At 43.3% G+C, this 18,634-nt stretch carries 23 protein-coding genes and 1 riboswitch; of the genes, 4 read left to right on the plus strand and 19 right to left on the minus strand.

Annotated features, from left to right (window positions below):
* Nucleotides 1–11: 11 nt before the first annotated feature.
* The 9 genes from MKX71_RS14425 to MKX71_RS14465 form a co-directional block, all read right to left on the minus strand.
* Entirely contained in the window at nt 12–854 is an 843-nt protein-coding gene (locus tag MKX71_RS14425; RefSeq protein ID WP_339231253.1) for a recombinase RecT, read from the minus strand.
* A gap of 2 nt (nt 855–856) precedes the next feature.
* The gene (locus tag MKX71_RS14430) at nt 857–1,807 is read right to left on the minus strand and encodes a YqaJ viral recombinase family protein (protein ID WP_172480863.1); all 951 of its coding nucleotides are present in this window, start codon (nt 1,805–1,807) and stop codon (nt 857–859) included.
* A complete protein-coding gene (locus tag MKX71_RS14435; RefSeq protein ID WP_017697385.1) occupies nt 1,807–1,995 on the minus strand; it encodes a hypothetical protein in 189 nt (62 codons plus the stop codon). Before MKX71_RS14435 ends, MKX71_RS14430 begins: the two co-directional genes overlap by 1 nt.
* Before the next feature lie 102 nt (nt 1,996–2,097).
* Complete coding sequence (locus MKX71_RS14440; RefSeq protein WP_041339353.1) at nt 2,098–2,298, minus strand: hypothetical protein; 201 nt, start codon at nt 2,296–2,298, stop codon at nt 2,098–2,100.
* Nucleotides 2,299–2,427: 129 nt separating this feature from the next.
* The gene (locus MKX71_RS14445; protein ID WP_041339350.1) at nt 2,428–2,685 is read right to left on the minus strand and encodes a YqaH family protein; all 258 of its coding nucleotides are present in this window, start codon (nt 2,683–2,685) and stop codon (nt 2,428–2,430) included.
* A complete protein-coding gene (locus tag MKX71_RS14450) occupies nt 2,682–3,251 on the minus strand; it encodes a helix-turn-helix transcriptional regulator (RefSeq protein WP_041339348.1) in 570 nt (189 codons plus the stop codon). The genes MKX71_RS14445 and MKX71_RS14450 overlap by 4 nt, the downstream gene beginning before the upstream one ends.
* A 56-nt stretch (nt 3,252–3,307) precedes the next feature.
* Nucleotides 3,308–4,036, minus strand: coding sequence for a phage regulatory protein/antirepressor Ant (locus MKX71_RS14455; RefSeq protein WP_339231255.1), 729 nt, complete (start codon nt 4,034–4,036; stop codon nt 3,308–3,310).
* Between the two features lie 46 nt (nt 4,037–4,082).
* A complete protein-coding gene (locus MKX71_RS14460) occupies nt 4,083–4,223 on the minus strand; it encodes a hypothetical protein (RefSeq protein ID WP_017696669.1) in 141 nt (46 codons plus the stop codon).
* Nucleotides 4,224–4,276: 53 nt separating this feature from the next.
* Nucleotides 4,277–4,528 (minus strand): helix-turn-helix transcriptional regulator, encoded by a 252-nt coding sequence (locus tag MKX71_RS14465; RefSeq protein ID WP_339231256.1) that lies wholly within the window; start codon nt 4,526–4,528, stop codon nt 4,277–4,279.
* Nucleotides 4,529–4,700: 172 nt separating this feature from the next.
* Between MKX71_RS14465 and MKX71_RS14470 the strand changes: the two genes are divergently transcribed.
* The 3 genes from MKX71_RS14470 to MKX71_RS14480 all read left to right on the plus strand — a co-directional run bounded on the left by MKX71_RS14470 (nt 4,701) and on the right by MKX71_RS14480 (nt 7,020).
* Nucleotides 4,701–5,084: a helix-turn-helix transcriptional regulator gene (locus tag MKX71_RS14470; RefSeq protein ID WP_041339342.1), complete on the plus strand. Its 384-nt coding sequence runs from the start codon at nt 4,701–4,703 to the stop codon at nt 5,082–5,084.
* A 283-nt stretch (nt 5,085–5,367) separates the two neighbouring features.
* Nucleotides 5,368–6,405 carry a hypothetical protein gene (locus MKX71_RS14475; protein WP_041339340.1) on the plus strand — a complete coding sequence of 346 codons (1,038 nt, stop codon included), beginning with the start codon at nt 5,368–5,370 and terminating at the stop codon, nt 6,403–6,405.
* A 138-nt stretch (nt 6,406–6,543) separates the two neighbouring features.
* A complete protein-coding gene (locus tag MKX71_RS14480) occupies nt 6,544–7,020 on the plus strand; it encodes an ImmA/IrrE family metallo-endopeptidase (RefSeq protein ID WP_041339338.1) in 477 nt (158 codons plus the stop codon).
* A gap of 11 nt (nt 7,021–7,031) precedes the next feature.
* Here the strand turns inward: MKX71_RS14480 and MKX71_RS14485 are convergent, their stop codons facing one another.
* The 5 genes from MKX71_RS14485 to sdhC all read right to left on the minus strand — a co-directional run bounded on the left by MKX71_RS14485 (nt 7,032) and on the right by sdhC (nt 10,999).
* Complete coding sequence (locus tag MKX71_RS14485; protein ID WP_063335833.1) at nt 7,032–7,214, minus strand: LuxR C-terminal-related transcriptional regulator; 183 nt, start codon at nt 7,212–7,214, stop codon at nt 7,032–7,034.
* A gap of 115 nt (nt 7,215–7,329) precedes the next feature.
* Nucleotides 7,330–7,773 carry a thioesterase family protein gene (locus MKX71_RS14490; protein WP_015251520.1) on the minus strand — a complete coding sequence of 148 codons (444 nt, stop codon included), beginning with the start codon at nt 7,771–7,773 and terminating at the stop codon, nt 7,330–7,332.
* A 59-nt stretch (nt 7,774–7,832) separates the two neighbouring features.
* Complete coding sequence (gene sdhB / locus MKX71_RS14495) at nt 7,833–8,594, minus strand: succinate dehydrogenase iron-sulfur subunit (protein WP_003229569.1); 762 nt, start codon at nt 8,592–8,594, stop codon at nt 7,833–7,835.
* 2 nt (nt 8,595–8,596) lie between these two features.
* Complete coding sequence (gene sdhA / locus MKX71_RS14500; RefSeq protein ID WP_015714474.1) at nt 8,597–10,357, minus strand: succinate dehydrogenase flavoprotein subunit; 1,761 nt, start codon at nt 10,355–10,357, stop codon at nt 8,597–8,599.
* Between the two features lie 33 nt (nt 10,358–10,390).
* Nucleotides 10,391–10,999 (minus strand): succinate dehydrogenase cytochrome B558, encoded by a 609-nt coding sequence (sdhC, locus tag MKX71_RS14505; RefSeq protein ID WP_003222512.1) that lies wholly within the window; start codon nt 10,997–10,999, stop codon nt 10,391–10,393.
* 292 nt (nt 11,000–11,291) lie between these two features.
* Between sdhC and MKX71_RS14510 the strand changes: the two genes are divergently transcribed.
* Complete coding sequence (locus MKX71_RS14510; protein WP_003222508.1) at nt 11,292–11,738, plus strand: YslB family protein; 447 nt, start codon at nt 11,292–11,294, stop codon at nt 11,736–11,738.
* Between the two features lie 43 nt (nt 11,739–11,781).
* Here MKX71_RS14510 and MKX71_RS14515 read toward each other — a convergent pair whose 3' ends face one another.
* The 5 genes from MKX71_RS14515 to etfA form a co-directional block, all read right to left on the minus strand.
* A complete protein-coding gene (locus MKX71_RS14515; protein WP_003229564.1) occupies nt 11,782–13,008 on the minus strand; it encodes an aspartate kinase in 1,227 nt (408 codons plus the stop codon).
* Between the two features lie 125 nt (nt 13,009–13,133).
* Nucleotides 13,134–13,313: riboswitch (Lysine riboswitch) on the minus strand.
* 64 nt (nt 13,314–13,377) lie between these two features.
* The gene (gene uvrC, locus MKX71_RS14520) at nt 13,378–15,150 is read right to left on the minus strand and encodes an excinuclease ABC subunit UvrC (RefSeq protein ID WP_131227805.1); all 1,773 of its coding nucleotides are present in this window, start codon (nt 15,148–15,150) and stop codon (nt 13,378–13,380) included.
* A 135-nt stretch (nt 15,151–15,285) separates the two neighbouring features.
* Nucleotides 15,286–15,600, minus strand: coding sequence for a thioredoxin (gene trxA, locus MKX71_RS14525; protein ID WP_003222500.1), 315 nt, complete (start codon nt 15,598–15,600; stop codon nt 15,286–15,288).
* A gap of 322 nt (nt 15,601–15,922) precedes the next feature.
* Nucleotides 15,923–17,410, minus strand: a complete 1,488-nt coding sequence (gene abfB / locus MKX71_RS14530) for an alpha-L-arabinofuranosidase AbfB (RefSeq protein WP_015483534.1) — start codon at nt 17,408–17,410, stop codon at nt 15,923–15,925.
* Nucleotides 17,411–17,624: 214 nt separating this feature from the next.
* Nucleotides 17,625–18,602, minus strand: a complete 978-nt coding sequence (etfA, locus tag MKX71_RS14535) for an electron transfer flavoprotein subunit alpha (RefSeq protein WP_230488316.1) — start codon at nt 18,600–18,602, stop codon at nt 17,625–17,627.
* Between the last annotated feature and the right edge of the window lie 32 nt (nt 18,603–18,634).

Consider the following 18,634-nt stretch of genomic DNA (forward strand, 5'->3'; position numbering starts at 1 on the left):
GGATGCCGACCTTAATCAAATGGGAGGTCATCTTCGCTGATGTCTACAGGCTTACCGTCAAAAGGATCAGCATCCTGCGCGCTTGGTTTTTCCTCTGATACTTCTGCGTCAATGATTTCTGGCTCAGACATTTCGTCAGTGATGTCAATGCGCTCTCGTTCCTCGTTATCCTCAATAACTGCCTTTTGCATTTCAACGGAGAGTATCCCCCACTTGCTGAGCATGGATTTTAGAACGGTTTTGAGTGCCATCGCATCCCAGTCCTTGCCCCAGCCGAAGTCCGACTTACTAAATTTCTTTTTGTGTTTCTCAACTTGAGCCTTTGTCCAATAGACAGTTTTTCGGAATCCATTTAAAAGCTCAAAATAAGCAGCGTAACCAATAACCGAATCTGATTCCCGCTTTTCAAAATCAATATCAATTTCTTCGGTCAACGGATTCCACTTTTGCAATTCTCCTTCATGAACCGGTATGCAATTGATAGATTTATATTGGCCCGTCCGCAAAGCAAGCTGAATGTATCCTTTGTAACCAAGCTGAAATTGCGCGCGGCCTTTATACGGAACGATCCAGGCATAACCCAAGTTCTTATCCACTGGCAAATCAAGCGTTGCCGCCACCATAGCCGATGAAATTACACTCATAGGATCTGCCTTTTGAAGAGTACTTTCACTGTTGTATAGGCTTAAGATTGACGCTGTGAATTGAGACGCCCTTTTCCCCAGAACTTCTTCGAATCGATTCATGACTGCCGGAGAAGAAAGCAGACCCTTCATCGTTGTTCCTTGCTGTTGTCCTGGGGCACTGTTTTGTTTCTTCTGAATGTTGTTTTTAAGCGTTTGAATTGTAGCCATATTCAGCTAACCTCCTTAATTCCAAAGCGTCTGAATTGCACTTCTTTTGTGACTTTCTCGTATACATCTGGAAACTGCTCTTTCAGTTTCTTGCTGTCGATCCGGTTCGTTGAAACTGACTTCCAGCTAGTTTGATAGTTTCCGATGAAGCCGTATTCTGCTTCTTTCATTTCGTGTTTGATTTGGTTTTCTAATTCCTTTGCCTGCAATGTAAGTTCGTTTATCTGTTCTTTCAGATGCAAATACTGCTGAATGCGTGTTTTATTATCAGATGTGAGATCAACGACTTTGCCGCCTTCTGCCTCGGCATAACGTTGCTTGAGATATTCTTCTGCAGCACTCGAACCGTCAAGAACCGGAGCCTTTCCGCCTAAGACCTTTTCATTCCAAAATTCAATCTCAGCCTGAAAGATCATTGCAATGAGCTCGTCATCGCGCTCAATCTCTTTCCAAACGAATTTATTGCCGCCGATCAGTACAGCAAAATATGCTTTTTTATATTCTGGTCCTAGCACTCCTAGATAGTGTTGGACCTGAACAATATAGCTGTCAGGAATCTCGTCATCTTCCCACTCTTTCAGGTTGTATGCCGATGTGGTTTTGCACTCCAAAATGGCTTTTTCGCCAACAATCATTCGATCAACGTTTGCCAATATAAAATCATGCTTGGGATGCCTGAGCATTGCTTTTCTGCGCCTTACTTTTTTTCCGCTACGTATCTCAAACTCTTTAGCAACGATATCTTCAAGAAGTGAACCGAAGTAGGCTGCCTCACTTCCTGATTCACTCACAGGCACTTGACCTGTTTTGTCTAACCATAATTCAAACGGTGTTTGCCATTTGTTTATGCCTAAAATTACAGAAGCATCTGAACCGCCGATGCCTTTCCGTCGCTCAAGAAGCCATTCGTCCCGACTCATGTCCGCTGTCGAAGCGAAAACCTCTGCTTGCATCAGAGCAGCCCCACCTTTCTTTTGTAAGCTTCCGCACCAAGCCGCTGCCATTCCCGGTAGTGATCCATTGAAGGGAAACTAAACTGCGCTTTACCGTTTTTGGCGAATACAATTGAACCGCCGACCTGTCTCAAACGTTGCTGATCCTCCGCACGCTCGCTGAACGCCACTTTAACTGCTTTAGCCATGTATAAAACCTCCATTGATTTTCTTGAGGCTATCTGGTAGAATATTGATATATGAGTTTTCAGATAGCCTTTAATTAAGTCCACTCTGCCAAGTGGGCTTTTTTATTGCTCATTTTTAAATTCAAAACCAAGATGCTCCTTTAAGTACCGCTCAAGGTTTTCCCTCAAGATGACTTCACCCTCAGCGCTATCTATCACATAATCGTCGAAAGGCGTTACTTCATCCCCGAAAAAATCCTTTGGTGTTTCTGGCTCAGTCAGCTTGTCGTGCCAATTGTTTAGGATCATTGGATTTTCGATCATTCATATTCTCCTTTCTGTAATTTGCTGTACGTTCATCCCAAATCAAGTGCAGTTCGCTATGATTTCGGATTCTTTCACACCACGCTCGGACCTCCAACGCTGTCGCTGGTTTATGAACAAAGTGAACCATCATCCTAAGCTCCTGCGTACCACTGATAAATCAATCCCACGCTGTTTCAGCCTTATCGCTGCATCATATAAGCGTCCCTTATTTGAAATCCGTTTAAGATCCTCAATGTTTGCTTTGATACTGCCAAGGATGTCTAAAGCTTCCTCGTAGTCGCCTTCTTCCAAAGAGTCCAGTAATAGTTCAGCCAAACTTTCAACTGAATCAGTTTTCCGTTTTACGACTTCTTCATCTGACTTCAAAAATTGGTTGAGTTTCATACGAGCATTGCCTTCCTTTCCTCTTGTTTTGACATAGCAACCTGATCCATTAACGCTTTTCGCGTCCATTTGTCTGCAAGCTCCTGCATTTTCAGACCATGACTTCGAGATAAAGCATAAAAGAGAGTGTCTACAGCTGGACCAAGGTCAAGAATCTCTTTAAGATCCGCCATCGGTAGCGCCTCAATACGGCCGGGGCGTTCATTCGCCAACCAGAGCGCGATATTTTCAGCAGCCTCAAGGGATTCCTTTGTCTGTTTCATAAAATTGATCAGGGCTTTACTGGGGCTGACGTTCAGCGCCGGATCGACTGGGGCTGTTGCCCTCGGATGAAGCCGGAACAAGTAATGTACAAGGTCAATGTGCTCATAAGCGCCGCATATCTCAAACCATTTGATGCAAAGTTCAGGCGTTAGTGTGGTCAGGCCATTTTCAACGTCTGATACATACCGTTGATCTTTGCCGCCAAGTAACTGCCCTAATTGAAATTGAGTAAATCCCATTGTCTTTCTAACCTCTCTCATAATTTTTGGTAAATTATCGAGTTTATACGGGTTGTTCGACATATGTTCGCCTCCTGTTTCACGGGGAATTATTTGGTAAAATTTAAGTAATGAAGGAACTAGCTGGCTTGCTGTTTTTTCAGCTTATTGATGATGAAGGCTTGTCCCTTCGGAGTGATGCGCATTGTCAGCCAGGATTTCGGCGTACCGTTTACTTGGCGCACCCCCTGTGCGATCTCAAAGAAACCTCGCTCGATGTATTCCTGGTATGGCTCATTCTTGTTGGCCATGATCATCTTCCATTCGCGCAGCTTCTGAAACAGTCGCTTTTCACCAATCATGATGCCGTTTTTCGAAGCAAGCTTTGCCAGTTCTCTTACAAGCAATGATTTTTCAGCCGCCATGCAACTCTGTGCAAAGTTGACCAATGGTTCCTGAATCTTCAATGCTTGTTCAAGTTGCTGCCGTTCTTCCTGCTCGCTGATCCATCGCTTTGCCCGGCTGACTGGATCTTCGATCATGTAGGACGGTTGAGTCATTTTTTGAAGCTCGGCTTCTATCCGGTTAAATTCAGCAATATATTTTTCTTTGAACACTGCTGCTTTTGCACCCGTATAACCAAAAACCAAAAATGCGAGTCCATCACGTTTGATCAGATATTTTTTCAATGATCGTCCTGTTGGATCTTCATATTCACTCAACGAAAAATTTCGTTCAGTAAATTCTTTAGAGCAATTCAGTGTTTCAATGCTTTTTATTACATCGGCGTGTCGTTTTCCGAATACCTCAGCCACTGTTAGGCTGTCTGTTACGGCTTGGTTGCCTTCAATAAAAACAATTTGATTCATGCTGTTACCTCCTTGCTTGTCCACCAAAAAAAGGTGAAGCAGATAATTAAGCGTGAAGTCTTAATTCTTTTTTAGAAGTGAAGTACGGCTCAAGAGCTTTACGGAAACACTCTTCTCTGTCCATCGTTCCGTAATATTCTTTGCCCATCTTGATGTTTGTTGTTTTTTTCTTAGTTTGTTTCGCCATGTGATCACCTCACGTCAGTGTATTCGTGTTGGACAGTTGGACTAACCAAGAAATTAAGCAGAATGTGCTGCAACACGCTCACTACTCGAAACGCGTACCGAATCATCAAAAAAAAGAGTCCAATTAAAATCAAGAACTTTTGCTATAGACTTGGCTGTTTGAACTCCCGCATTACGCTCGCCTTGTTCAATTGAAGCGTAAGTAGTTCGTGCTATTTTCGCTTTATCAGCAACGTCTTTTTGAGTTAATCCTTTGTTTAAACGATGACACTTTAGCCATTCACGCTGTTTTGATTTAGTGGTCATTCCTTTCACCTCCACTACTCATTTCGTGTCGTTGAATATAATATACTACGCATTTAGAGTATTGTAAACCCCTTTCTCTAAAAAAAATACTCTTTTCGAGTAATTCAATATACTACGCTTATTGTGTAGTTATAATGTTCTTAGTGCCACAAAATGTGAGAGGCGATAAAATATGAACTTTTCAACCAAAATAAAGAAATTAAGAGAAGAAAAGAAGATGAAGCAACAAGAAGTAGCAGATAAATTAGGTATTGCGCGTACAACCTATGCTTCATATGAGCAAGGAAAAAGAGAGCCTGATCATGAGACTCTAATAAAAATTGCTGACTACTATAACGTCACCATTGATTTTCTTTTGAGAGGAGAAAACCAGGAGACTCAAGATGAAATCTTCAACGAACAAGCAAGAAAGATTCTTGAAGATCCTGACACTCTGGTAGCTGCTGCTGATGGAAAAATAACAGCTTCAATTTTAGAAGCAGCTCAAAGAATTATCGCTGAGCAATTAAAATCAGGTCGACAACCCGGAGATATTAAAAACGGGAACAAAAAATAATTACATTACGATCTCTTTATCTTTATTTATTATTATTGTTTAGTTTAGTTTAATTAATGCTGAACACTTCGCCTCAAAATTTGAGGTAAACTATTCAGTTGAAATCATTTCAACCTCAATTTTTGAGGTGATCCGTGAGGTTATTTCTGCATTCAACCGCAAATTTTGAGGTAGAACATTCAGGGTTTTTTAATCAGATGACAGAGAGAAAAAGTAAAAAAAACCTTTATTTAGTCGATATAAAGAAAGAGATTGCACTTCATTATAAAAGGGGAAATTACAATTGAAAAAATGGTTATTAGGTATTGGAGCATTGACTCTCAGTTTTTCTTTAGCTGCATGTAGTTCTGACTCTTCAAGTAGTAATGAAAAATCTTCTTCAAGCAAGACAAGCTCACTTAGTGCTGAGGACCAGTTTAAAAAAGATGCAAAATCATATGCCTATGAAAAAGTAAATAGCGCCGGCATTAAGAAAGGGACAAAAATTGTCATTGAAGGCGATGTTACTTATGCCGATAACGTCAATGATGATGGGGATACAGTTTCTAAAAATGTTGAGTTTACTGTAAGTAAAAATAGCGATGGATCAGAAGTTTACACAGTAAGCAATAAAAGCGCTGATAAGTTCAAACTAAACGATACGGTTAAAATTTATGGTACATATGAAGGCCGAGCTGAAGGAAGTGCCCTTCCTAAAGTGAAAGCCGTTTACGTCGATAAAATTGATAAAGAAAAAGAGCAAGCTAAACAAGATGCTGCACTAAAAGAGCAGTTTGAAAAAACTGGCGAAGGTGATATTGAAGGACTGGGCCACGTTAAAGATATCGGCGTTGGATATAACGACGAGGTCGGAATTGACGGTAAAGACACTCCTATAAAACCTGTTACTATGGGCAGTATGAAGCTTTATATTAACAGTGTCGACGTTCTCGAAATTCAACCAGATGATGATGCAAAATCACTTTATTTTAATGATCAAGATAAGGTTAGGGCTATTGTTGTCGATATGAAGGCCGAAAACACTTCTTCTAAGGACGTAACGTTTGACCCTAACCAAGCCGTTATTGTCACAAATACAGGAGAACAGCTCGAATCTGAAATGGGATTAATGGGTGAAGTAGGCGGAGACTTCTTAGGGAAAGTTAAAAAAGAAGGCCAGGCATGGTGGATACTTAAAGATAATTCAAAAGATATCAGTAGCTTGAAAATGATCATTTCTCCTCCAAGTGATGCAAAAACTTATGAGGATTTAGGCAGCGAGAAAAGACTTGATTTTAATATCTTGAGTTTTGAAGAAGCTAAGAAAAAAGACTCAAATTAAGTTGAGCCCCTAAAGGGGGCTTTTCTTTTCGTTAAAAAGAGAACGTACGTTTGTTTCTATTTGTTAAAATAGGTGATAAGATACAATAAAACCCATGATAAAAGTCTCATTTTTGGTTAGTTGAGGGAGGTTTCATCTTTGAGATATACTAACAGCCATTTAGAAGATTGGATTGAACAGCTGTACAGAGACATCAACATTACAAAGCCAGAGGAAATAAACTTTGATCGTATTGCGCAAGGATTGGACATCTTAATTGTTTACAATCCGGAAACGAGTTTTGCTCTGCGATTCAACGGCATGTATACAATTTCTTTAGATTCACGAAAGACACGACAGGAACAGTGGCTGGATTTTGCTCATGAGGTTTGCCATGATTTTAGACACATGAATGATGATAAGATCATGCCCGCTTCGTGGAAACGATATTTAGAGTACCAGGCCAATTATTTTGCTTATCACTTTTGTATACCTACTTTCATGCTCCGAGCAATGGACATCCCCCGTAATCTATACGACGCAGTTCAAGTCATTGCCGATGCCTTTAAGGTTCCAGAGTCATTTGCGATGACCCGCATCAATATGTACTTCAATAAAAAACGACTCATCATATAAAAAAAGAGCCTCTAAAGGGCTCTTAGTTTGCGAACGATATGCATACCATTTGAAATATGGTTTCGAACGGTTTTCTCACTGATAAATAGCTCGCTTGCAATCTCCTTTGTTGTCTTATCTTGAACGAGCAATTCGAACACTTCTCTTTCTCTTTTCGTTAGCAGCGGCTTCGATTGAAATTCTTTCTCCTTCAAGTATTGTAACCCTCCTTGCTAAGGTGAGAGCGAATCAGAAACGAATGGGTTTTGATATAGTCGAGATATCATATGTAAGAAGGGCGCAGGAGGTGACGTTTACAAGATAATTAGTTTATCGTGTATGAAGAAGCGTTTCTTTCTCCTCATCTGTCCAGCTGACAGCCTTGCCGCTTTCCTTTGAGACTTGAACCATCACGACTGCCCCGGTGAAGCAGGGCTCGCCTTCGAGGTTCTCTCCGAGATAGTGCAAGGTAAGAGATGAACTGCCGACTGCGCTTGTTTTCACATAGATGCGCAACTCTTCATAAGGCATGACTTGGCGCAAATAATCGCATTGCTGGCTTGCCACGACTGTCATGGTCTGTTTGTTTTCACTCATCATATTCAACTTTTTAAAATAAGAAATCCGCGCCTCCTCAAAATATATAAAAGGGGTTACATTATTCATATGCCCAAACATGTCTGTCTCCGAAAATCTTACGGATACCTCATTGAAAAAAGAAAAGGATGTTTTCCATTCTTGAAACGGCATATCAATATAAGCGGGAAGCTTCATCTTTTTTCATCTCCTTATTGTTTAAAAAAACCTCTCCCATGCGGAAGAGGTTTTTCTTCTTATACTCTGTCGCTTCCGAAGAAATTGCGGAACGCTTGTAAGTTTGTATCTCTATTCAAGGCTGCAATCGAAGTGGTAAGCGGAATCCCCTTCGGACAGGATTGAACACAGTTTTGCGAGTTGCCGCAATCTGCAAGGCCGCCTTCATCCATTAATGCTTCTAATCGTTCAGATTTATTCATGGCGCCTGTCGGATGCGCGTTAAACAGGCGGACTTGCGACATCGGTGCAGGCCCCATGAACTTCGATTTGCTGTTCACATTCGGGCAAGCTTCGAGGCAGACGCCGCATGTCATGCATTTTGATAATTCATATGCCCATTGACGGCGTTTTTCTGGCATTCTCGGCCCCGGTCCTAAATCGTACGTACCGTCAATCGGTATCCATGCTTTAACTTTTTTCAATGAATCAAACATTCTGCTGCGATCAACCTGCAAATCACGAACGACTGGGAATGTTTTCATTGGTTTTAAACGGATTGGCTGTTCAAGCTGGTCAATAAGCGCCGTACAAGACTGGCGGGGTTTTCCGTTTATAACCATTGAACATGCGCCGCATACTTCCTCAAGACAGTTCATATCCCATGTGACAGGGGTTGTCTTCTCACCTTTGACATTAACCGGATTCCGGCGGATTTCCATCAGAGCGGAAATGACGTTCAGATTCGGGCGGTATGGAATCTCAAATTCTTCATCATAAGGCGTGCTGTCAGCTGTATCTTGACGTGTGATAATAAATCGTATGGTTTTTTGTTCACTCATGATTATTTCGCCACCTTCTTCTTCGAGTAATCCCGTTTCCGAGGCGTTATCAGTGATACATCGACATCCTGATACTCAAATTCCGGCGCTTCATACGGGCTTACATGTTTAGCCATTGTTGTTTTGAGCCATTCATCATCATTACGTTCAGGATAATCCGGTTTATAATGGGCGCCCCGGCTTTCATTACGGTTGTATGCGCCAAGGGTAATCACCCTCGCAAGCTGAAGCATGTTCGAGAACTGGCGTGTGAACATCGCTCCCTGGTTGCTCCATTTTGTCGTGTCATTGATGTTGATCTTTTTGAAGCGCTCCATTAACTCCTGAATTTTGTCATCCGTTTTCAGAAGCTTGTCATTATGGCGGACAACCGTTACGTTCGCCGTCATCCACTCACCGAGCTCTTTGTGAAGAACATAGGCATTTTCGGTTCCGTCCATACTCATAATATCAGCCCATTTTTCTTCTTCTTTCTTAACGTGAGCGTCGAATAAAGATGAAGACATGTCTTCCGCTGAAGATTCTAAGCCGTTTACATATTTCACCGCATTCGGACCGGCCACCATGCCTCCGTAAATCGCAGACAGCAGGGAGTTCGCTCCCAAGCGGTTGCCGCCGTGCATAGAATAATCACATTCCCCAGCCGCAAACAGTCCAGGGATATTTGTCATTTGATCGTAATCCACCCATAAACCGCCCATAGAATAATGGACCGCCGGGAAGATTTTCATTGGAAGCTTACGCGGGTCGTCTCCCATGAATTTCTCATAAATCTCAATGATGCCGCCAAGCTTAATATCAAGCTCTTTCGGATCTTTATGAGACAGATCGAGATATACCATGTTTTCACCGTTAATGCCGAGCTTCTGGTTCACACACACATCAAATATTTCGCGTGTCGCAATATCACGCGGCACCAGGTTTCCGTATGCCGGATATTTTTCCTCCAGGAAATACCATGGTTTGCCGTCTTTATATGTCCACACGCGCCCGCCTTCACCACGCGCTGATTCACTCATCAGTCTTAGTTTGTCATCGCCCGGTATGGCTGTCGGGTGGATTTGAATGAATTCTCCGTTTGCATAATACGCTCCCTGCTGATAAACGATTGATGCAGCAGATCCTGTATTAATCATGGAGTTCGTTGATTTTCCAAAGATGATTCCCGGTCCGCCCGTCGCCATAATGACAGCGTCTGAACGGAAGGATTCAATTTGCATGTTTGTCAGGTTTTGTGCAACAATTCCGCGGCAGATTCTGTCATCATCTAAAACAGCGCCAAGGAATTCCCAGCCTTCGTATTTTGTGACCAGACCCGCAACTTCGTATCTGCGCACTTGCTCGTCCAGTGCGTAAAGCAGCTGCTGTCCCGTCGTCGCACCAGCATAAGCAGTTCTGTGGTGCTGTGTACCCCCGAATCGGCGGAAATCAAGCAGGCCTTCAGGCGTCCGGTTAAACATGACGCCCATCCGGTCTAATAAGTGGATGATTGAAGGCGCCGCTTCACACATCGCCTTGACCGGCGGCTGGTTGGCAAGAAAGTCTCCCCCGTATACCGTGTCATCAAAATGTTCCCACGGAGAGTCACCTTCCCCTTTTGTATTGACCGCTCCGTTTATGCCGCCTTGCGCACAAACCGAATGAGAACGTTTGACAGGAACGATGGAAAACAACTTAACCGCCATTCCTGATTCCGCTGCTTTAATTGTCGCCATGAGGCCGGCAAGACCCCCGCCGACTACGATAATGCTTGATTGACTCATGATAGCCCCTCTCCCTCTAGTAATCTAGTACTCTTAAACAAATGCGAAAATCGCTTTTAAGCCTACGTATGACAGTGCAACAAAAATAATCAGCGTAACGTATGTCGAAATTCTTTGAGAACGAGGCGTTACCGTGATGCCCCATGTAACAGCGAAAGACCATAAACCGTTCGAGAAGTGGAAAATTGTTGATAAAACACCGACAATGTAAAAACCAAGCATAGCCGGAGAGCTCAAAATATTCGCCATCATGTCGAAATTGACCTCAGCGCCCATTTGTGCGGCAATGCGGGTTTCCCACACGTGCCAGCTGACGAAAATGAGGGTGATGATACCGGTTACACGCTGCAGGACGAATAGCCAGTTTCTCATGTAGCTGTATTGACCTGCGTTATTTTTCGCAGTAAACGCTATGTACACACCATAAACTGCATGATAAATTAATGGTAAGAAGATAATAAAAATTTCCAAGGCATACCTGAAAGGCAGACTATCCATAAAATGAGCAGCGCTATTGAATGCTTCAGCGCCCCTTGCGGCAAACTGGTTGACGACTAAATGCTGAATAAGAAAGATGCCGACCGGTATGACGCCAAGCAAGGAATGCAATCTTCGAAAATAAAACTCTCTGTTCCCAGACATTACTTTACCCCCTGTTTGATAAGTGCGAAATGTGCTAAATCTCTTCCCCCACTTCTTTCAATTGTAAGCACTTTATTAAGATTTATTGACAATTTCATTTTACTCCTCCCTCAAAAGGGCGTCAAGAAAACGCGTACATAAATTATAATTTTCCGAATTGGTTAGTTGATTGAAAAATTTTATTTTATCAATATATATTTCTTGCTTAATTTTTCATAAGAATTACAGGATCATTCTGTAATCCTCCCCCCTGTTTGAGCTATAATATACGCAGGAGAGAGGGGAGACAGATATGAAGTCTAAATTTGAAGCATCTATTGACAACCTAAAAGAAATTGAAATGAACGCCTATGCCTACGAACTAATACGAGAGATCGTTCTCCCAGATATGCTTGGCCAAGATTACTCTTCCATGATGTATTGGGCAGGAAAACATCTCGCCCGTAAGTTTCCTCTTGAATCATGGGAGGAATTTCCGGCCTTCTTTGAAGAAGCGGGCTGGGGAACCCTCACCAACGTAAGCGCTAAAAAACAGGAGCTTGAATTTGAACTTGAAGGGCCGATCATTTCCAACCGGCTTAAACATCAGAAAGAACCTTGCTTTCAGCTGGAGGCTGGTTTTATCGCTGAACAAATTCAATTGATGAATGATCAGATTGCCGAATCATATGAACAAGTGAAAAAGAGAGCCGATAAAGTGGTTCTGACTGTGAAATGGGATATGAAAGACCCAGTGTAATCAAAAAGGCGGTGACTGCATAGTCCCGCCTTTTTGATTGTCATTACACAGCTGAAGGGTGCTTTGAAAGCTCAAATGCATCGTGAAGCGACTCGACTGCTTTCACCATGTCATTTTCGCTTACGACTGTTGACACTTTGATTTCAGATGTGCTGACCATTTTGATTAAAATGTTTTTTTGCGCCAGTACAGCAAACATTTCAGCCGCTACACCAGGATTTGAGACCATGCCGGATCCAACAATAGATACTTTAGCCAATTTGCTTTCTGTCTCGATTTTCTCAAATTCCAGCGCGTCTTTATACTCTTCAAGCACCGCAACGGTTTGGTCTGCATCTTCTGTTTTGACAGAGAAGGAAATTCCAGTCTTGTCCTCGGCCTGCGTTTGGATAATGATATCCACGTTTATGTTTCTTTTGGCAAGTGTTGTAAAAATAGTAGACAAAGTTGTCAGGCCGCTAGTCAGCCCGTAAATGGTTACTCTAGTGATTTGATCTTCAAATGCAATGCCTCTGACAATTAAATTCTGTTCCATGGATGATTCCTCCTCAATTAATGTTCCCGCTTCGGTTTCTGTACTTGAACGCACTTCTAACGGCACTTGGTAATTTTTCGCGAACTCAACTGCTCTCGGATGAAGAACACCGGCGCCTAAATTGGCAAGCTCAAGCATTTCATCGTATGAGATGCCCTCAAGTTTTCTCGCTGATTTCACATAGCGCGGATCGGTTGTAAACACGCCTGGCACGTCTGTGTATATGTCACATTTATCAGCTTTTAAAGCGGCAGCCAAAGCAACTGCTGTTGTATCTGAACCGCCCCGGCCCAATGTCGTAATTTCACAATCCTCTGTCATGCCTTGGAATCCTGCAACAATGACAATTTTTCCTTTTTCAAGCTGGTCTGCTAAAACCGAAGTGTCGATATCTGTAATTCTGGCGTTTCCGTGAATGGCCTCCGTACGGATTCCCGCCTGCCAGCCAGTATAAGACACAGCGTCATAGCCTTTTTCCTGCAATGCCATTGAAAGGAGTGAAATCGTGACCTGCTCGCCTGTCGCCAGCAGCATATCCATTTCGCGTTTGCTCGGCTGGTCAGAAATAGCTTTTGCAAGGCTGACCAATTCGTCAGTGGATTTTCCCATTGCTGAAACGACGACAACGACTTGATGGCCTTTCTGTTTTTCTGCAATTGCGCGGTTTGCCGCATTTTGAATTTTTTCGACTGAGCCGACGGAAGTGCCTCCGAATTTTTGTACAATAAGACCCATGTATTACCACCCTTTACATTTTGGTTCGTGCGGGTGAGGAGAAAGAGCGCTTTGTCCACAATAAAAAAAGCAATGAGAGGAATACTCTCATTGCTTATCAATTAATCATCATAAATGATTATGAACAACGAGATAGCCCTCCAAGAAAATGATTTCTTGACAGCCTTACATTTATTCAATGCACGGCCAGCAAATAATACCGATGGGGTTTTATTTGCTTCGGCGACGCTCCCCTTTCAGCCTTTTTCACAGAATCCATCTTTCTCCAAAGGCATACTCTTGAAGTTCGCACCTCTATCTTCACCATATAACACGATCTAACTATGAAATTAGTTCACATTTTATCAGATCTTATTTAAAAGGACAACATTATTTTTGCAATTTGTCGTAAAGGAGCTGAGCCGCCGCTGTGGGAACACCGGCTTTTTTGATGTCCTCAAGGCTTGCTTCCTTCATTTTTTTAACGGAACCGAAATGCTTTAACAGCATTTTCTTTCTTTTCTCTCCGATACCCGGGATGTCGTCCAAAACGGATTGAAACGCGCTTTTTCCGCGGATTTGCCTGTGAAAACTGATTGCAAAACGGTGCACCTCGTCCTGAATGCGCTGCAGGAGGTAAAATTCCTGGCTGTTTCGTTCCAGATACACTACCTCCAGCGGCTCACCGATCAGTAAATTTGAGGTTCTGTGTTTTTCATCTTTCGCTAGACCGGCGATCGGGATATCCAAGCCGAGTTCATTTTCAATGACATCCCTTGCTGCGTTGATCTGCCCTTTTCCTCCGTCAATGATAATCAGATCGGGCAGCGGCAGATTCTCACGAAGCACTCTCGTATAGCGTCTTCTGACAACCTCTCTCATAGAACCGTAATCATCCGGCCCTCTAACAGTTTTGATTTTATATTTGCGGTATTCCTTTTTGTATGGTTTGCCATCGATAAACACAATCATCGCGGAAACCGGGTTTGTCCCCTGTATGTTTGAGTTGTCAAACGCTTCAATTCTGTGCGGCGTATAAATATTTAATGCCTCACCTAGTTTCTGCACTGCCCCGATTGAACGCTCCTCGTCCCGTTCGATTAAAGAGAATTTTTCTTTCAATGCGATTTTCGCATTTTTATGGGCAAGCATGAGCAGTTCTTTTTTCGGGCCTTTCTTCGGCTGGTGAACGTTTGTTTCCAGCAGCTGCTCGATCATGGATTGATCTACGCTGTCCGGAACTAAAATCTCCTTCGGAAGGAAGTGGTTGTTTTTTGAATAGAACTGCCCGATGAACGTGAGGAACTCTTCATCTGCTTCCTGATAAAGCGGGAACATGCTGACATCGCGTTCAATGAGCTTCCCTTGGCGGATGAAAAAGACCTGCACGCACATCCAGCCCTTATCGTACGCATACGCGAATACATCACGGTCGACTAGATCGTTCATCGTCATTTTTTGTTTTTCCATCGTTGATTCAATATGGGCAATTTGGTCACGAAGCTCTTTTGCTCGTTCAAACTCAAGATTCTCAGCAGCTTCATGCATTTTCTCTTCAAGCTCTTTTTTGACCTCATTATAGCCGCCCCTTAAGAAACGTGTAATGCTTTCAACCAGCTCTCTGTTCGTCTCTTCGGAAATATCCTTTACGCACGGAGCGAGGCATTGGCCCAGATGATAGTAAAGGCACACTCTGTCCGGGAGCTTGGAGCATTTTCTGAGAGGATACAGACGGTCGAGCAGTTTTTTTGTTTCCCTTGCTGCCTGTACATTCGGATACGGCCCGAAATAGCGCCCTTTGTCTTTTTTGACATTGCGGGTGACAATCAGCCTTGGGTGGCGTTCATGGGTGAGTTTTATGAAAGGATAGGTTTTGTCGTCTTTGAGCATGACGTTGTATTTCGGATCATGCTTTTTGATCAGATTCATTTCTAAAATAAGCGCTTCAAGATTGGAGGACGTCACAATATATTCAAAATCCTCGATTTCCGTCACAAGCCTTTGGGTTTTCGCGTCGTGAGAACCGGTGAAGTAGGAGCGCACTCTGTTTTTCAGCACTTTTGCTTTCCCTACGTAGATCACAGTCTGCTGCCGGTCCTTCATGAGATAACAACCCGGTTGATCAGGAAGGAGGGCGAGTTTTTCTTTCAGTTGTTTGTTCATATGTTACCCTTCCTTATGTTTAATCCTTTATTTCCAGTTTAACACGAACGTTTGTTTTTCTCTATGGTTCACAATTGGCGAATAAAAAAAGCGATCCCTCAATCGGAATCGCTCTGGCATGTAAGCAGCGGAAAATTAAAGATGTTTGTTTACAAGCTCTTGAAGCGCTTCTTTTGGTTTGAAGCCGACTGAAGTTTCAACTACTTCGCCGTCTTTTAACACAAGAAGAGTCGGGATGCTCATAACGCCGTATTTTCCGGCAGTTTCTTGGTTTTCGTCTACATCGATTTTTACGATTTTCAGTTTGTCTCCCATTTCTTGATCCAATTCTTCAAGAACAGGTGCAATCATTTTACAAGGTCCGCACCAAGGAGCCCAGAAGTCTGCCAGTACGACGCCTTCGCTTGTTTCAGCTGAGAAAGATTGATCAGTTGCTTTTACGATAGCCATTATTGAATTCCTCCAATGTGAAATGATGATTTTTAGTATAGCATCTCCCATTCGTTCACGCTATTTTAATGCTTACAAATTATTTTTTCCTGATCACAGCCGGTTTACTCATTTTTATATGGTTGAATGGGATATGCTCTTTTTTTAAAACACAAATCTGATAATGGCCCCGATCACTACAATTGCCCCAATAATCATTAAAATGGTACGAAGCATAAGATCACATCTCCTCTTCACTGTCATGTACTTTACCATGCCCTGCCGGAGCTGTTTTAAAACCTGAAAAAGAGCGCCGGCATGAAGCTCCGGCGCTCTTGCGCGATTAAGAATCAGCACGCAGCGTAAGTAAGACGACTGACATTGGCGGGAGTTTTACTTTCAGTTTGTTTTTGCTGAGCGTGTATTGCCTGAAGGATTCCGGTTTGACATGATGAGGATCGTCAAACGTGTTATGCGCATTCATTTTTTCTGCCGTAAGAATGACTCCGGAATGGTCCGCTGCCTTGTGTAGGCCTCTCAGCTCGATTTCCGCCTCCGCTTTGTTTTGGTGATCGATGTTGCAAATTGTGATATTGATATCGCCTTCAGCTTGTTTCGACGCTGAAATGCTGATTTGCGGAAGCGTTTCACCGTTCCATTCATAGTCGGCAGACATTGTCTCTGTGGCTAAAAGAGAAGCGTCCTGATGCACCTTAAACATATTGAATACATGGTACGTCGGTGTCAAAAGCATCCGCTCGCCCTCAGTCAAAATCATCGCTTGTAGAACGTTTACTGTTTGGGCGATGTTGGCCATTTGCACCCGGCGGCAATGCTGATGGAAAATGTGGAAATGAGAAGCCGCCACCAGTGCATCACGAATGGTGTTTTGCTGATATAAGAAACCGGGATTCGTGCCTGGCTCGGGATCAAACCAAGTGCCCCATTCATCAATAATCAGCCCGACCCGCTGCTCCGGATCGTACCGGTCCATGATCGTGCCGTGTTTTTGAATCAATTCATCGATGTATTTGGCTTTTTTCATCGTAATAAACCACTCATCTTCCGTGAATTCTGTGGCTGATCCTTTGCCCTTCCAGAAATCCCCCGGAATCGTGTAATAATGAAGACTCAACCCGTCCATCAGGCCAGCGGCTTTTTTCATAAGCACGTCCGTCCAATTAAAATCATCCACATTTGCTCCGCCTGCAATTTTATAAATGTCATTCCCGCTGTAATTGCGGACATAAGTCTGAAAACGCCGGTACAGATCTGCGTAGTATTCGGGATGCATATTGCCGCCGCAGCCCCAATTTTCATTACCCACGCCGAAATATTTCAGCTTCCAAGGCTCTTCTCTTCCATTTTGTTTTCTCCAGTCTGACATCGGCGTGCCTTCTTCAAATGTCATATACTCAATCCACTCCGCCATTTCCTGAACGGTTCCGCTTCCGACATTGCCGCAAATATATGGCTCACATTCAAGCAGCTCGCAAAGCATCATAAATTCATGCGTTCCGAATTCATTTGATTCAATTGTACCGCCCCAGTGAGTGTTCAGCATTGTCTTACGGTCACCGACACCGTTTGCCCAATGGTATTCGTCCGCAAAACACCCGCCCGGCCACCTGAGGACAGGAATGTGCAGCTGTTTGAGCGCCTCCAGCACGTCCTTTCGTATCCCGTTGATATTGGGGATGTCTGAGTCCGTTCCGACCCAGATCCCCTCATAAATCCCTCTTCCTAAATGCTCAGCAAAATGACCGTATATATTTTTGTTAATGGTTCCTTTTACGATATCTGTTTGAATCACTGCTTGATGTTCAGACATGCCTCTGATCATTCCTTTCATACGGATATGAAAAGCACCACAGTCAAATATGTGATCTGTCGTTTGCCTGAGGAGTCAGCATGAATGTAAGCGCTTTTAAAGTAACCATATTATATATGTTCGTACATGTCAACGATATTTTCTATATCATTTATATTTGTACGTATGTATTTACAGATATAAAAACCCGGACTTTTAAAGTCCGGGATTTCCTTTATGAGTGTATATTCAACTGTTTGAATTCCTCAGTTAATAACGGGACAACTTCAAATAAATCACCGACGATGCCGTAATCCGCTATTTTAAAGATATCGGCTTCGGGGTCTTTATTGATGGCGACGATCACTTTGCTGTTTGACATGCCGGCCAAATGCTGGATGGCGCCGGAAATGCCGCATGCAATGTACAAATCCGGAGTGACGACTTTCCCGGTCTGCCCGATTTGGAGAGCATAATCGCAATAATCAGCGTCACATGCCCCGCGAGAAGCCCCGACTGCGGCCCCTAGCACCTCTGCAAGCTCCTGCAGAGGCTGAAATCCCTCCTTGCTTTTGACTCCTCGGCCGCCCGCAACGATAATTTTTGCTTCGGAGAGATCAACGCCGTCAGCTGTTTTTTTCACGACCTCTTGGATAACAGTGCGGAGGTCAGTAAGAGAAACATCAATGCTTTCGATGCTCCCCGATCTGCTGGTGTCTTTTTCTGAAGCTTGAATGTTATTGGGGCGAATTGTTGCAAAGATCATCGGATCGGTTGAAATGACGCGTTCAAAAGCTTTCCCCGAGTAAATCGGCCGTGTGAACACAACATTCCCTCCGGTAACGCTTACATCTATAGCATCAGAAATTAAGCCTGTTTGCAGCCGGGCAGCAAGCTTCGGTGAAAGATCCTTGCCCATTGCCGTATGCCCGAAGATGACTGAATCAGGATTTTCTTGCTCGATAACACCTCTCATGACTTGGCTGTACCCGTCTGCCGTGTATGTTTTCAGCTTCGGGTCCTCAGCGGTAAGAACTTTATCTGCTCCGTTATGAATAAGCTCTTGTGCAATGCTTTGTACATTTTCACCGATGAGAACACCGATGACTTCCCCATCTCCTGAAATGGTTCTTCCTGCAGCTATTGCTTCAAAGGTGACATTCCGCAATTCCCCATCGCGTATTTCTCCAAGCACGATCACTTTTTTTCCCATTCTAACATCCCCCTGTTTCTTTGAATGTCCAA

It is taken from the genome of Bacillus sp. FSL M8-0071 (assembly GCF_037975455.1).
Classification (GTDB): Bacteria; Bacillota; Bacilli; order Bacillales; family Bacillaceae; genus Bacillus; species Bacillus subtilis.

Excerpts from the sequence above, each read along its gene's own strand:
- MKX71_RS14425 (WP_339231253.1), bottom strand. The coding sequence starts at position 854 with ATGGCTACAATTCAAACGCTTAAAAACAACATTCAGAAGAAACAAAAC.
- MKX71_RS14430 (WP_172480863.1), bottom strand. The coding sequence starts at position 1,807 with ATGCAAGCAGAGGTTTTCGCTTCGACAGCGGACATGAGTCGGGACGAA.
- MKX71_RS14435 (WP_017697385.1), bottom strand. The coding sequence starts at position 1,995 with ATGGCTAAAGCAGTTAAAGTGGCGTTCAGCGAGCGTGCGGAGGATCAG.
- MKX71_RS14440 (WP_041339353.1), bottom strand. The coding sequence starts at position 2,298 with ATGATCGAAAATCCAATGATCCTAAACAATTGGCACGACAAGCTGACT.
- MKX71_RS14445 (WP_041339350.1), bottom strand. The coding sequence starts at position 2,685 with ATGAAACTCAACCAATTTTTGAAGTCAGATGAAGAAGTCGTAAAACGG.
- MKX71_RS14450 (WP_041339348.1), bottom strand. The coding sequence starts at position 3,251 with ATGTCGAACAACCCGTATAAACTCGATAATTTACCAAAAATTATGAGA.
- MKX71_RS14455 (WP_339231255.1), bottom strand. The coding sequence starts at position 4,036 with ATGAATCAAATTGTTTTTATTGAAGGCAACCAAGCCGTAACAGACAGC.
- MKX71_RS14460 (WP_017696669.1), bottom strand. The coding sequence starts at position 4,223 with ATGGCGAAACAAACTAAGAAAAAAACAACAAACATCAAGATGGGCAAA.
- MKX71_RS14465 (WP_339231256.1), bottom strand. The coding sequence starts at position 4,528 with ATGACCACTAAATCAAAACAGCGTGAATGGCTAAAGTGTCATCGTTTA.
- MKX71_RS14470 (WP_041339342.1), top strand. The coding sequence starts at position 4,701 with ATGAACTTTTCAACCAAAATAAAGAAATTAAGAGAAGAAAAGAAGATG.
- MKX71_RS14490 (WP_015251520.1), bottom strand. The coding sequence starts at position 7,773 with ATGAAGCTTCCCGCTTATATTGATATGCCGTTTCAAGAATGGAAAACA.
- sdhB (WP_003229569.1), bottom strand. The coding sequence starts at position 8,594 with ATGAGTGAACAAAAAACCATACGATTTATTATCACACGTCAAGATACA.
- sdhA (WP_015714474.1), bottom strand. The coding sequence starts at position 10,357 with ATGAGTCAATCAAGCATTATCGTAGTCGGCGGGGGTCTTGCCGGCCTC.
- sdhC (WP_003222512.1), bottom strand. The coding sequence starts at position 10,999 with ATGTCTGGGAACAGAGAGTTTTATTTTCGAAGATTGCATTCCTTGCTT.
- MKX71_RS14510 (WP_003222508.1), top strand. The coding sequence starts at position 11,292 with ATGAAGTCTAAATTTGAAGCATCTATTGACAACCTAAAAGAAATTGAA.
- MKX71_RS14515 (WP_003229564.1), bottom strand. The coding sequence starts at position 13,008 with ATGGGTCTTATTGTACAAAAATTCGGAGGCACTTCCGTCGGCTCAGTC.
- uvrC (WP_131227805.1), bottom strand. The coding sequence starts at position 15,150 with ATGAACAAACAACTGAAAGAAAAACTCGCCCTCCTTCCTGATCAACCG.
- trxA (WP_003222500.1), bottom strand. The coding sequence starts at position 15,600 with ATGGCTATCGTAAAAGCAACTGATCAATCTTTCTCAGCTGAAACAAGC.
- abfB (WP_015483534.1), bottom strand. The coding sequence starts at position 17,410 with ATGTCTGAACATCAAGCAGTGATTCAAACAGATATCGTAAAAGGAACC.
- etfA (WP_230488316.1), bottom strand. The coding sequence starts at position 18,602 with ATGGGAAAAAAAGTGATCGTGCTTGGAGAAATACGCGATGGGGAATTG.